This window comes from Catellatospora chokoriensis, assembly GCF_011297315.1.
Taxonomy (GTDB): domain Bacteria; phylum Actinomycetota; class Actinomycetes; order Mycobacteriales; family Micromonosporaceae; genus Catellatospora; species Catellatospora citrea.
Genome location: NZ_JAAOTI010000009.1, coordinates 74,343 through 86,516 on the forward strand (window position 1 = coordinate 74,343; position 12,174 = coordinate 86,516).

The 12,174-nt window shown below is 73.7% G+C and carries 14 protein-coding genes; 8 read left to right on the plus strand and 6 right to left on the minus strand.

Annotated elements, in window-relative coordinates:
- Window positions 1-12 precede the first annotated feature (12 nt).
- Window positions 13-2,319, minus strand: a complete 2,307-nt coding sequence (hypF, locus tag HAV39_RS15150; RefSeq protein ID WP_203736700.1) for a carbamoyltransferase HypF — start codon at window positions 2,317-2,319, stop codon at window positions 13-15.
- A 143-nt stretch (window positions 2,320-2,462) separates the two neighbouring features.
- Here hypF and HAV39_RS15155 point away from each other — a divergent pair, with 143 nt between their 5' ends.
- Window positions 2,463-3,008 (plus strand): MOSC domain-containing protein, encoded by a 546-nt coding sequence (locus HAV39_RS15155; RefSeq protein ID WP_191839860.1) that lies wholly within the window; start codon window positions 2,463-2,465, stop codon window positions 3,006-3,008.
- A gap of 30 nt (window positions 3,009-3,038) precedes the next feature.
- On the opposite strand, the gene HAV39_RS15160 is transcribed toward HAV39_RS15155, so the two are convergent.
- The 3 genes from HAV39_RS15160 to HAV39_RS15170 are packed head-to-tail and all read right to left on the minus strand — an operon-like array spanning window position 3,039 to window position 4,475.
- Window positions 3,039-3,749, minus strand: coding sequence for a hypothetical protein (locus tag HAV39_RS15160; protein WP_191839861.1), 711 nt, complete (start codon window positions 3,747-3,749; stop codon window positions 3,039-3,041).
- 58 nt (window positions 3,750-3,807) lie between these two features.
- Window positions 3,808-3,963 (minus strand): hypothetical protein, encoded by a 156-nt coding sequence (locus HAV39_RS15165; RefSeq protein ID WP_191839862.1) that lies wholly within the window; start codon window positions 3,961-3,963, stop codon window positions 3,808-3,810.
- Between the two features lie 17 nt (window positions 3,964-3,980).
- The gene (locus HAV39_RS15170) at window positions 3,981-4,475 is read right to left on the minus strand and encodes an SRPBCC family protein (protein WP_191839863.1); all 495 of its coding nucleotides are present in this window, start codon (window positions 4,473-4,475) and stop codon (window positions 3,981-3,983) included.
- A 228-nt stretch (window positions 4,476-4,703) separates the two neighbouring features.
- Here HAV39_RS15170 and HAV39_RS15175 point away from each other — a divergent pair, with 228 nt between their 5' ends.
- The gene (locus tag HAV39_RS15175) at window positions 4,704-5,087 is read left to right on the plus strand and encodes a PRC-barrel domain containing protein (protein ID WP_239120996.1); all 384 of its coding nucleotides are present in this window, start codon (window positions 4,704-4,706) and stop codon (window positions 5,085-5,087) included.
- A gap of 146 nt (window positions 5,088-5,233) precedes the next feature.
- The gene (locus tag HAV39_RS15180; protein ID WP_120315484.1) at window positions 5,234-5,506 is read left to right on the plus strand and encodes a GlsB/YeaQ/YmgE family stress response membrane protein; all 273 of its coding nucleotides are present in this window, start codon (window positions 5,234-5,236) and stop codon (window positions 5,504-5,506) included.
- Between the two features lie 77 nt (window positions 5,507-5,583).
- Here HAV39_RS15180 and HAV39_RS15185 read toward each other — a convergent pair whose 3' ends face one another.
- Window positions 5,584-6,219 (minus strand): alpha/beta hydrolase, encoded by a 636-nt coding sequence (locus tag HAV39_RS15185; RefSeq protein WP_191839864.1) that lies wholly within the window; start codon window positions 6,217-6,219, stop codon window positions 5,584-5,586.
- A 358-nt stretch (window positions 6,220-6,577) separates the two neighbouring features.
- Here HAV39_RS15185 and HAV39_RS15190 point away from each other — a divergent pair, with 358 nt between their 5' ends.
- Window positions 6,578-7,315, plus strand: coding sequence for a hypothetical protein (locus HAV39_RS15190; RefSeq protein WP_191839865.1), 738 nt, complete (start codon window positions 6,578-6,580; stop codon window positions 7,313-7,315).
- Window positions 7,316-7,320: 5 nt separating this feature from the next.
- On the opposite strand, the gene HAV39_RS15195 is transcribed toward HAV39_RS15190, so the two are convergent.
- Complete coding sequence (locus HAV39_RS15195; RefSeq protein WP_191839866.1) at window positions 7,321-8,523, minus strand: cryptochrome/photolyase family protein; 1,203 nt, start codon at window positions 8,521-8,523, stop codon at window positions 7,321-7,323.
- Window positions 8,524-8,592: 69 nt separating this feature from the next.
- Here HAV39_RS15195 and HAV39_RS15200 point away from each other — a divergent pair, with 69 nt between their 5' ends.
- The 4 genes from HAV39_RS15200 to HAV39_RS15215 all read left to right on the plus strand — a co-directional run bounded on the left by HAV39_RS15200 (window position 8,593) and on the right by HAV39_RS15215 (window position 12,115).
- Window positions 8,593-9,513, plus strand: a complete 921-nt coding sequence (locus HAV39_RS15200; protein WP_191839867.1) for a MerR family transcriptional regulator — start codon at window positions 8,593-8,595, stop codon at window positions 9,511-9,513.
- 170 nt (window positions 9,514-9,683) lie between these two features.
- On the plus strand, window positions 9,684-10,622 hold the full coding sequence (locus tag HAV39_RS15205) for a GNAT family N-acetyltransferase (protein WP_191839868.1): 939 nt from the start codon (window positions 9,684-9,686) through the stop codon (window positions 10,620-10,622).
- Window positions 10,619-11,725, plus strand: a complete 1,107-nt coding sequence (menC, locus tag HAV39_RS15210) for an o-succinylbenzoate synthase (protein WP_191839869.1) — start codon at window positions 10,619-10,621, stop codon at window positions 11,723-11,725. Before HAV39_RS15205 ends, menC begins: the two co-directional genes overlap by 4 nt.
- A gap of 66 nt (window positions 11,726-11,791) precedes the next feature.
- Window positions 11,792-12,115, plus strand: coding sequence for a hypothetical protein (locus HAV39_RS15215; protein WP_120315474.1), 324 nt, complete (start codon window positions 11,792-11,794; stop codon window positions 12,113-12,115).
- Window positions 12,116-12,174 lie beyond the last annotated feature (59 nt).

Genomic DNA, 12,174 nt, shown 5'->3' on the forward strand with positions numbered 1-12,174 from the left:
ATGCTCCCCTCTCTAACGCCGGTCGCGGGCGCCGGCCACCGCGACCTGACCGAGGCTGATGCCGCCGTCGTTCGGTGGCACCTGGCGGTGGGTGAGGACCCGGAAGCCGGACAGGGTCAAGCCGTCCATCGTCCGGCCCAGGAGCAGCGTGTTCTGGAAGACGCCGCCGGACAGCGCCACGGTGTGCAGGCCGTGCCGCTCGCGAACCAGCAGGCATGCGTTCACGATCAGGTCGGCGACGCCGGCGTGGAACCGGGCCGCGATCTCCGGCACGGAGACCCCGTCCAGCCGGTCCGCCAGCACCGCGCCGACCAGGTCGGCCCCACTGAGCGTCAGCACCGGATCCTCGGCGATCTCCGCCGGGTAACCCGCGACCTCGCCGCGCCGCGCCACCTGCTCCAGCTCGACGGCGGCCTGCCCCTCGTAGGTGACCTCGTCGCGCAGGTCCAGCAGCGCCGCCACCGCGTCGAACAGCCGTCCCGCGCTGGAGGTCAGCGGTGCGTTCACGCCCGCCCGCACCGCGTCGCGCAGCGGCCGCCACGCCGCCGCGTGCCGCTGCGCGACCGCCACGCCGGGCAGCTCGCCGCCGAGCGCGTCCAGGTAGGACAGCGCCATCCGCCAGGGCTCGCGGACCGCCGCCGCGCCGCCGGGCATCGGCACCGCGGCCAGATGGCCCGCCCGGGTGTACGCCGCCAGATCCGCCACCAGGATCTCGCCGCCCCACAGCGTGCCGTCGTCGCCGTAGCCGAGCCCGTCGAACGCGACCCCGATGACCGTCTCCTGCTCCCCGTGCTCGGCCAGGCAGGACGCGATGTGGGCGTGGTGGTGCTGCACCCCGACCAGCTCGACACCCTCCCGCTCCTGCGCGTACGCCGTGGACGGGTAGTCCGGGTGCAGGTCGTGCGCGAGCAGTTCGGGCGTGATCCCCAGCAGCCGCTCCAGGTGCCCGACGCCCTCGGTGTACGAGCGGAACGTCGCCGCGTTCGAGAGGTCGCCGACGTGGTGGGACAGTGCCGCGAACTCACCCCGGGCCAGGCAGAACGTGTTCTTCAGCGCGGCCCCGCAGCCCAGCGTGGGCCGGCGCAGCTTGACCGGCAGCCGCACCGGCCGCGGCACGTACCCCCGCGAGCGGCGCAGCAGCATCGGCGAGCCGCGCACCACGCGCGCCACCGAGTCGTCGGTGCGCAGGTGGATCGGCCGGTCGTGGGTCAGCGCGACGTCGGCGATGCCGGCCAGCCGGGCCAGCGCGTCGTCGTCGCGGTACGCGATCGGCTCGTCGGAGACGTTTCCGCTGGTGAGCACGAGCGGCCGGACGATCGTGGCGAGCAGCAGGTGGTGCAGCGGGGTGTACGGGAGCAGCACGCCCAGCTCGCGGCAGCCCGGCGCGACCGCCTCGGCGATCCGGTGCGCCGGATGGCGGGTGCGGCGGGGCAGCAGCACGATCGGCCGGGCAGGGTGCCGCAGCAGCCGTGCCGCCGCCGGTTCCACTTCGGCGATCCCGGCCGCCTCCGCGAGGTCGGCCACCATCAGCGCGAACGGCTTGTCCTCGCGGTGCTTGGCGGCACGCAGCCGGGCGGCGGCCTCGGGGTGTGTCGCGTCCACGGCCAGGTGGTAGCCGCCGAGGCCCTTGATCGCGACGATCGCGCCGCCGCGCAGCAGCCGCGCGGTCGCGGCGATCGGGTCGGCGCCGGCGGCGAGCAGCGCGCCGCCGTCCATGCTCAGCAGGCTCAGCCGGGGCCCGCACGCCGGGCAGCACACGGGCTGGGCATGGAAGCGGCGGTCGTCCGGGTCGCCGTACTCCTTGGCGCAGTCGTCGCACATGGCGAACCCGGCCATGGTCGTGTTCGGCCGGTCGTAGGGCACGTCGCGCACGATGGTGAACCGGGGGCCGCAGTGGGTGCAGTTCGTGAACGCGTACCCCTGCCGGCGGCCGCCCCCGCCGGTGGTCTCCTCCAGGCATGCCTCGCAGGTCGCGGCGTCGGGGGTGACCTGCGCGGCGGGCGGGCCGGATGCGTCGCTGGGCACGATCGTGAAGCCGGGCGAGCCGGTGACCGGAAGGTGCGCGGCCGTCATCGAGTCGATCACGGCCAGCGGCGGGCGTTCCAGATCCAGCGCGCAGAGGAACGCGTCCAGCGCCGGGCGGGGGCCCTCCGCCTCGATGAACACGCCCTCGGTGTCGTTGCCGACGTGTCCGTGCAGGTGCAGCCGTTGCGCGAGGGTGTACACGAACGGCCGGAAGCCCACACCCTGGACGATCCCGGCGACTCGCACTGCCAGCCGCTCATGGGAGGTTTCATCGGAAATCATCCCGTATGCCATGACATGATTCTGCGGCCCACCAGCCGGAAAACCGGCGGACCCGCCCGGCCCGGCTTCACCGATGACCGGCCGCCGTACATATTCCGGCCGCCAGGCGCGCAACGCCGAATGTGGTCCCTGCGGCCCGATGCGAGAATGTGCCCATGTCCGCTCCGATCGTGGTGGCCGTCAGCCGGGACGCCGAACACCGTTTCAGCAAGCCGAACACCGATGAGATCGAGCTGATCGCGGGGCTCGGAGTGGCCGGGGACGCCCACGCGGGGGTGACCGTGCAGCACCTGTCGCGGGTCGCCGCCGACCCGACCCAGCCCAACCTGCGCCAGGTCCACCTGATCCACGCCGAGCTGCACGACGAGGTGCGCGAGCAGGGCTTCGAGGTCGCGCCGGGTCAGCTCGGCGAGAACATCACCACCCGCGGACTGGACCTGCTGTCGCTGCCCCGGGGCACGGTGCTGCGCATCGGCCCGCGGGCCGTCGTCGAGGTGACCGGCCTGCGCAACCCGTGCGCGCAGATCGACGGCTTCGAGGACGGGCTGCTCAAGCAGGTCGTCTACCGCGACGACGAGGGCGCCCTGATCCGCAGGGCCGGCATCATGAGCATCGTGCTGACCGGCGGCCCGGTGCGCCCCGGCGACACGGTCACCGTCGAACTGCCCGCCGAGCCGCACCTGCCGCTCGACCGGGTCTGATCAACGCCCGGCCGCCGATACCCGCAGGGCTCAGCCGAGGCGCTCGACGGCCACCGGGATCAGGCCGTGGGCGCGGGCCAGCTGCCGCAGGTCGCGCAGCAGCGCGGGCACCGCTCCGGCGGGACCGTCGCGCAGGCAGGCGGTCAGGTCGACGGCCCAGCCGAGGCCCGGCCCGACCCGGCGCAGCTCCCAGCTCAGCTCGTGCCCGTCCACCTCGCGGCGGGCGCGCCCGACGAGGCGGCCCGACGGGTCGGCGGCGGGTTCGACCGGCTCCAGCCGCCACCACAGCCGCAGGCATTGCAGGCCGTGCCGGTCCAGGTCGCCCGCGAACAGGATCCGGTAGACGCGCCGGTCGCGGAAGCCGGGCGGCGCCTGCGCCGGTCCGAGGCGCAGGAGCGGAGCCGAGGGCAGCGGCAGGAAGTCGGCGAACCGCGCCCGCAGCCACGTCTCCTCCGGCAGGTCGCCGCCACCGAGCGAGCGCAACGCGGTCTCGGCCGTGCCGGCGTCGACCGCGCGTACCCGTGCGCGCAGCCGTTCGTCGGCGCGCAGGTCGCGGCTGAGTGCCGGGGTGCACTGCCACGAGCCGCCGGTGGCCGTCCAGGTCACATTGTCGATGCCGATGGCGGTGCCGTCGTCCCGCAGCACCAGTTCCTCGACGACGACCGCCTCCGGACGCGCGGACTCGTCGGCGGCGAGCAGGTAGTAGTCCAGCTTCCTGAGGCTCGGCGACGGCAGGGGCATGTGCAGATGATGCACCCTGCCGGGCCGGTCCGGGTATCACGACCCACTTCGCGCCGCCTCAGCCGCCGTGCGGCACCGACACGAACAGCGGCAGCCCCGGCTCGAAGCGGTGCTCCCTGTCCTTGGTGAAGCCGAGGCGGGCGTACCAGGCCGCGGCCGCCTCGGCGTCCTCGGTGCGGATGACGAGCGTGATCAGGTCGTCCACGGCGGTCATCGTCGCAGTCGGGGAGGTCAGTGCCGGGCGACACGCTCCAGCCGCACCTCGGCCAGCGCCCGGGCGTCGTACGTGCTCTCGCGGTTCTCGGCGAAGTCGGCCAGTCGGCTCAGCGCCTCCTTGTTGCGGCCGTGCAGCACCAGGTCGTTGAGCTTGTTGCGGACCGCGAGCAGCGGACCGCGGGTGAAGTCCTCGACGAGGGTGACCAGCGTCGACGCGGCGTCCAGGCGGACCAGGCGGAAGTCCACGACCGCCTCGCCGAGCGGCCACATGCGGGCCCGCATCACCAGCCGGTACGGCGCCTCGCAGCGGACCACGTGGGTGACGTCGGCGGTCGACAGCGGCCACGGCCCGACCTGGTGGTGCAGCCGGCTGCCGAGGGCGGGCCAGGAGGAGTCGACGTCCCTGATGTGCGCGGTGCCGACGACCCAGTCCGCGTACGTCCAGCCGTCGGCGAGGACGGCGAAGACGCGCTCGGGCGAGGCCGCGATGACGCGCTCGGTTCGTGCCATGCGAGGGTCGTACCCCATCCCCGTGCGAACTATGCATAACGCTCATAAGCCGCAGGGTGTCGGCCGTGATCCACCGACTTGCCGGGCAGATGCGCGTATCTTGCGCGTCCATTCGCCCAGGTGCCTGGCAAGTCGAGCGATCTTGGGCGGCGGACGGCGGGTTAGGCGGACGGCGGAGTGGGTAGGCGGTCGTCGTCAGCACCAGTCCAACGAGGAGGAGGAACACTCATGACTGCCATGAACCCGATCCCCTGGGACCCGTGGAGCTACAGCGCGGACCTCGACTACAAGACGACGGACGAAGGCGGGGACCGCTCGATCGTCGGTTTCCACGTCGAGGCCGTCGACGGCGGTATCGGCAAGATCGATGAAGCGACCGGGGCCGTCGGCTCCAGCTACATCGTGGTCGATACCGGTCCATGGATCTTCGGCAGCAAGCGGATGCTCCCCGCGGGAGTCGTGCACAACATCGACTTCCTCGAGGAGAAGGTCTACGTCACCCGCTCGAAGGCCGAGATCAAGGACGCTCCGGAGTACGACCCGGACCTCCGCGACGAAGCGCTGTACCGCGATCAGGTCGGCACGTACTACGCCGACCGCGAACGTCGGTGACGAGGTGAAAAGGGCGGGCCCCGGCGTACGCGTCGGGGCCCGTCTCTCTCTGCGCGAGGGGCGTCGGGTCGGGAATGGACCAGGCGGGTTTGCGGGTGTCGCGGGGTGGGCATTTCCCAGGCAACGACAGGGAAAGGAAGGACACCGTGGAAATCACCGGTATCTTCACCGCGATCATCATCGGTCTGGTCATCGGTGTGCTCGGTCGGCTGGTCCTGCCGGGCCGGCAGGCCATCGCACTGTGGCTGACCATCCTCATCGGCGTCGCCGCGGCGCTGCTGGGCACTTTCGTCGCCGGAGCCTTCGACGTGGCGAACACGGGCGGCGTCGACTGGCTGGAACTCCTCTTCCAGATCGGATTCGCGGCGCTGGGCGTCGCGCTGGTCGCGCCGATCGCCTCGCGGTCGAGCGGCGACTGACACCACAGCCGCGATGCGGGCCGGGCGGGTGCTGCCCGGCCCGCATCACGCTGTCCGGGCAGTGAGGCGGCCCCGGGTCAGGAGCTCGTCGCGGGTGCGGTGTCCGGCCGGGGCGTCCGGGCCGCCACGAAGTCGCCGACCAGCCGGTGCCAGTATCGGGCGCGGCGCACCATGCCGTGGCCGTCGCCGGTGACGTCGAGGAAGGTGACGAACGCGCCGGCCCGCTCGGCCGCTGCGGCGTACCGGCGGGAGGCGGCCGGGTCGGTGATCCGGTCGGCGACGCCGTGCGCGATGAGGACGGTACGCCCGGCGAGCTGATCGACCGGGTCGCCGGGCTCGATCCACGGGGCGAGCGCGCAGACGGCGGTGACCTGCGGATCACCCGCGCCCCACAGGGCGGCGCGGGCGCCCATCGAATGTCCGACCAGGATGACGGGTAGTCGCGGGTGGCGGGTGCGGGCCTGGTCCAGGGCCCAGGCCAGGTCGCGGACCGGGTCGGCGGCCGCGCCGTTCCAGCCGCGGTAGCGGTAGCGCAGCCGCCAGACCGTGACGTCGTCGGGCATGGCCCGCCGGAACGGAAGCATGCGCAGGTACGCGGCCCGGCCGCGATGGGCCCGGCCGTGCCCGTCGACCACCCCGCCGTGCAGCAGGATCACCAGCGCCCGCGGGCTGCCCGTCGCCGCCTCACGAACCTCCAGCGCCGGTGTGCGCATGTCTGCTCCCTCGATCGCCGTCTGCCCGTGTCACGGCCCCTGCCGCGGCGCGCCACCGCGGGGCTGGACACCAAGTCTGCCTCGCCACCGTCACCGCCGGCCCGAATCATGATCAAAACTGTTGTGATCATGATTGACGACTTCTTCGTCGGCGGATAGCGGCAGGTCAGAGCCTCGAACCGGGCCGCTCGGGCGTCGCCGCGGATCGTGAAATCCGTTGACGCAACGATCAGGTCGACTTTCCGTGGGTATGAAAAGGCAGGTCAGCGCATGATGATCGGCCTCCCCGGCGAGGTGGAACCGGTACCGCGACGTGAGCGGGCGGCCTGACCGCCGCGGCGCGGGTACGCTGCCCGCCGTGACCGACCTTTCTCGTGCCCGCGACGACTTCTCCCTGGGCGTGCCCGACGACGCGGCACCCACCACGGCGGCGCTGCGCCAGGTGCTGGACGGTGCCGCGCAGGTGGTCGTCGTCGAGGCGTCCCCGGACGAGGTCGACGCACCGGACGCGGCTCGGATCACGGTGTCCGGCGAGGGCATCGCCGAGCTGGCCCGGCTGCTTGCCGTGGTCGACGGTGGCACCGGCGATCGCTGTCGGTGCCCGGGGTGGCCGACGATCCTCGTGCGCGATGCGCTCGGCCGTGACGTCGCCCAGTGGACCCTGCACCACCAGACCGGCCTGCGGGGCGTCGGTGACGGCGACGCCGACCTGCGGGACGGCGCCGCGCTCGCGGACTGGCTGGCCGCCCGCGGACTGACCGGGTCCCACGAGACGCAGCAGCTGCTGGCCGAGTACGAGGCGCAGGAGGAGCACCGCCGGGTCGCCTGGGTGCGGGCCGCGCCGCCGGGCCTCACCGAGGCCGCCGAGGCCGCGTCACGGCAGGATGACGACGCGGAGGAGCGGCTCGCCGACCTCGCCGCCCGGCTGTACCCGGACCCCGCGGAGCGGATAGCGCTGCTGCTGGCCTGGGCGGGCTTCCCTGCGCACGCACCGCCGGTACCCGGTGGCGGCACGCCCTGGTACGAGCTCGCGCCGGAGCGGCTGCTGACCGAGATGGGGTTCCGGAGGAACCACGGGTACGGTCGGCCGGGCTGACCGCATCAGGTCCAGCGGCGCACGTACGCGCCGTCGGGGTCGAAGCGGGCGGCCTGCCGGTCGGGGTTGAAGCGGCGGTACGGCTTGGTGTCGGTGCCGGTCCCGGCCACCCACTGCCAGTTGCCGTAGTTGTTGGCCACGTCGGCGTCGATGAGCAGCCGGTTGTACCAGGCCGCGCCGTCGCGCCAGTCCAGCCCGAGGGACTTGGTCAGGTAGGACGCGGTGACCAGCCGGGCCCGGTTGTGCATCCAGCCCTCGGCGGCCAGCTGCCTCATGCCCGCGTCCACGATGGGCACCCCGGTCTCGCCGGCCTGCCACGCCTGCAACGCCACCGGATCGTCCTGCCACTGCTCCTGCGCCCCCGGCCGGAAGGCCTGCGTGCCGAGCTTCGGGAACGCGGCCAGCAGCTGGTGGTAGAAGTCGCGCCAGCACAGCTGCCGCAGGTACGCCTCGGGCATGCCGTCGGTGGTGGCCAGGGCGAGCGGGGACAGGCACCCGAAGTGCAGGTAGGGGCTGAGCCGGGAGGTGGCGTCGCCGGGCAGGTCGTCGTGCCGGTCGGCGTACGCGGCGGCCTTGGCCTGCCAGGCCTTGACGCGGCGCAGGGCCTCGGTCTCGCCGCCGGTCATCGGGCTGGGCGACTCGCTCTTCGCGTCGCCGAGCACCGTGCGCGGGTCGTCGCCGGTCACGCCGTCGGGCAGGTGGATCTTCCGCGGGGTGGCGACGGTGCCGCGCCAGCGCCGCGCCTGCCAGGCCCGCCAGTACGGGGTGAACACCTTGTAGTGGTCGCCGCCGGTCGACGGGGTGACCTCGCCCGCGGGGACGATCGTGACGCCGGGGAACAGTTTGAGCGCGAGCCGCTCGCGCGCGCAGGCCCGGGCGAGCCGCTCCTGCCGCCGGGCGGCGTACGCGGAGACGTCGGCGGTCAGCGCGATGCCCTCGGCCCCGACCTCACGGGCCGTGCGCACCGCCTCGGCGACCGGGTCGCCCGAGCGCACCAGCAGGTCGCCACCGCGCCGGCGCAGGCCGTCGCGCAGGTCGTGCAGGCTCTCCAGCAGGAAGCGGCGGCGGTTGTCCGGCACGGTCAGCGCCGGGTCGGCGACGAACAGCGGGACCACCCGTTCGGCGTTGGCGCAGGAGGCGGCCAGCGCGGGATGATCGTGCACGCGTAGATCGCGGGTCAGCAGTACGACGACGGTTTTCATGATCATCCCCAGGCGTCGGCGGGAGATAAACGATGCAGCAATCAACGCAACTGTACGCCGCGATAGGCTCGTGACGTGGCAGGCGAGGACGAAGGGCTTAGCGCGGGCGCCGTCGCCCGGCGCCTCGGCATCGCCGTCACCACCTTGCGCACGTGGCACCAGCGCTACGGCCTCGGCCCCAGCGGCCACGACCCCGGCCACCACCGCCGCTACGACGCCGATGCGCTGGCCCGCCTGGAGACCATGCGCCGGCTCACCGCCGAGGGCGTGCCGGCCGCCGAAGCCGCCCGCGTCGCCCGCTCCGCCGCCGCTGACGGGATCGCCCAGCTCACCGAGCAGCGCCCGCACACCCGTGACGGCGGCGGCCACACCGTCGCCGTCGGCCGGGCCGGTGCGCAGGCCCGCGGCCTGGCCCGGGCCGCCATGCGGCTGGACGCGCTGACCGTGCGCCACCTGGTGCAGGAGTCCGTGGCCGAGCACGGCGTCGTCGACGCCTGGCAGGACCTGCTCGTGCCCGTGCTCGTCGGCATCGGCACCCGCCATGCCGCCACCCAGCGCCTCATCGACGTCGAACACCTCGTCTCCCGCTGCGTCAGCGAGGTCTTCGGCGGCGTGCGCCGCCCCGCCCCCGGGTCGCCGGTGCCGGTGCTGCTGGCCTGCGCCGACGAGGAGCAGCACAGCCTGCCGCTGGAGGCCATGGCCGCCGCGCTGGCCGAACGCGGCGTGGGCGCCCGGCTGCTCGGCGCCCGCGTCCCCCCGCGCGCCCTGCTCGACGCCGTACGCCGCACCGGCCCGTCCATCGTGGTCGTGTGGTCGCACCTGCCCGAGACGGCGGACGTGGCCACGCTGCGGGCCGTGCTGGAGCTGCCGCGCCGCCCCGCCGTCGTCGCGGCGACCGGCCCCGGCTGGCCCGATGAACTGCCCGCCGGTGTGCTGCGGCCGCGGACGCTCGACGAGGCGCTCACGCTCGTCGCCACGGTCAACCCGGCGCGCTGACCTCCGGCCTGCCGCCATGTGCGCGGGCACCACCGGCGGTGGTCCCTTTCGTCGGCCGCCACCATCACCGGGAGCGCACCCGGCCATACGCTCGGGGACATGACGAGCCGGAACATCCTGGGCTGCATTCGTACCGACGCCTCCGCCGGGCAGGCCCATCGCGGGACGGCATGATCGTGCCTACGGTGGAGACGGCGGCGCGCTCAGGGCACGCCCGCGCGGGAGAGTGGGGCGACGTGACGCAGCAGATCACCGTGGACGCGGTGGTGCAGGCCGAGGAGCTGGCGCGGGCCGCGGCCGACCGGCTGGGCGTACGCATGCGCGAGCTGTCCACCGTGGCCGAGCAGAACCGGGCGGCGGACCTGCTGTGCCGGGTCTGGCGGGCCGACTCGCCCGACCAGCTCATCAACGGCGGCATGCTGCGCGCGCTGGAGCACTCCGGCAACTACGTGGTCGGGGCCTACCGCGGCGACGAGCTGATCGGCGCGGCCGTGGGCTTCTTCGGCACCGGCCACCTGCACTCCCACATCGCGGGCGTGGACCCGACCCGGCAGAGCGGCGGCGTCGGCTTCGCCCTCAAGCAGCACCAGCGTGCCTGGACCCTGGCCCGCGGCATCGGCGAGATCTGCTGGACCTTCGACCCCCTGGTACGCCGCAACGCGCACGTGAACCTGCACAAGCTCGGCGCGACGGCGGCGGACTACCTGCCGGACTTCTACGGCGAGATGAACGACGGCATCAACACCGGCGAGGCGACCGACCGCATCTACGTCCGCTGGGAGCTGCTGTCCCCGGCCGCGGTGGCCGCCGCCCGGGGTGAGGTGCGCGAGGTCGACCTGCCGGCGCTGCGCGCCGAGGGTGCGGCCGAGCTGCTGGGCCGCACCGAGCGCGACGCGCCGGTCCCGCCCGCGGCCCCGGTGCCGGCGGACGGCCGGGTGCTGCTGGTCGCGGTGCCGGGTGACATCGAGCGGCTGCGGGCGGAGAACCCCGTGGTCGCGAAGCTGTGGCGGCCCGCGGTGCGGGACGCGGTCTGCGGGGCGCTGGAGGCCGGCTACCGGATCACCGGGATCAGCCGTGACGGATGGTACGTGTTGGAGGAAAAGTCGTGAAAGTGACCGGGTTCGAGCTGCGTCGGATCGCGATGCCGCTGGTCAGTCCGTTCCGAACCTCGTTCGGGGTGGAGCACGACCGCGACGTGCTGCTGGTGCGCGCGGTCACCGAGGACGGGGCCGAGGGCTGGGGCGAGTGCGTGGCCATGTCCGAGCCGCTGTACTCCAGCGAGTACGTCGACGGGGCCGCCGAGGTGATCCGGCGTTTCCTGATCCCGGCGGTGCTGAGCCTGCCGGACGCGGACCCGTACCTGGCCGAGGTGCCCTTCGCGAAGATCAAGGGTCATCCGATGGCGAAGGCCGCCGTGCAGACGGCACTGCTGGACGCGAAGCTGCGCACGGCCGGACTGCCGCTGGCGGCGCACCTGGGCGCGGTGCGCGACCGGGTGCCCGCGGGCGTCTCGGTCGGCATCATGGACTCGATCCCGGAGCTGCTGGAGGCGGTCGAGGGCTACCTGGCCGAGGGCTACCTGCGGATCAAGCTGAAGATCCAGCCCGGCTGGGACGTCGCGCCGGTGCGCGCGGTGCGTGAGCGCTTCGGCGACATCCTGCTCCAGGTCGACGCGAACACGGCGTACACCCTGGCCGATGCTCGCCACCTGGCCAAGCTGGACCCGTTCGACCTGCTGCTGATGGAGCAGCCGCTGCCCGAGGACGACATCCGGGGCCACGCCGAGCTGGCCCGGCAGGTGCGCACGCCGATCTGCCTCGACGAGTCGATCACCAGCGCGCGGGCCGCCGCCGACGCGATCGCGCTCGGCGCGACGTCGGTCGTCAACATCAAACCCGGCCGGGTCGGCGGCTACCTGGAGGCCCGCCGGGTGCACGACGTGTGCGCGGCCAACGGGGTGCCGGTCTGGGTCGGCGGCATGCTGGAGACCGGCATCGGGCGTGCCGCGAACGTGGCCCTGGCCGCGCTGCCCGGCTGCGTGCTGCCCGGCGACACCTCCGCTTCCGGCCGTTACTTCCGCCGCGACGTCACCGCCCCGTTCGTGCTGGCCGAAGGCCATCTGGCGGTGCCCACCGGCCCGGGCATCGGCGTCGACCCCGACCCCGACGCCCTCGCCGAGGTCACCACCGCGACCCAGTGGCTCGCCCGATGACGCCGAAGGCGCGCTGGTCGGGCTGTTGGTCGTGCCGGTGGGGCCGTCGTCAGCGACAATGACGGGGTGGCAACGCGTACCCGACCAGGTGTCGACTGGCTGGCACTCGTCGTCGCGCTGCTGTGCCTGGGCTCGGCCACCGGTTACGTCGTGCTCGTGCTCGGACAGGGCGACGTGCCGGTGCTCTGGTTCGTGGGCGGCCTGCTGGTCGCGGCGGCGCTGACGCTGCACGGGTCGATCCGCTCGCGGCGGTTCCGGGCTCCCGCGCTGCTCGCGTCCGGGGTGCTGCTGTGCGCACTCGGCGCGCTGGCCCTGTTCTCCATCGGCCTGCCGATCGTGGCGGCCGGACTCATCGCCTTCACCGCCGCGGCCCGCGCCCGCGTCGCCTGACCATCCCCGGCGCGGATCCACCCCCTCGACCGGGCGCACCTTGTGCGAGCCGGTCGGCC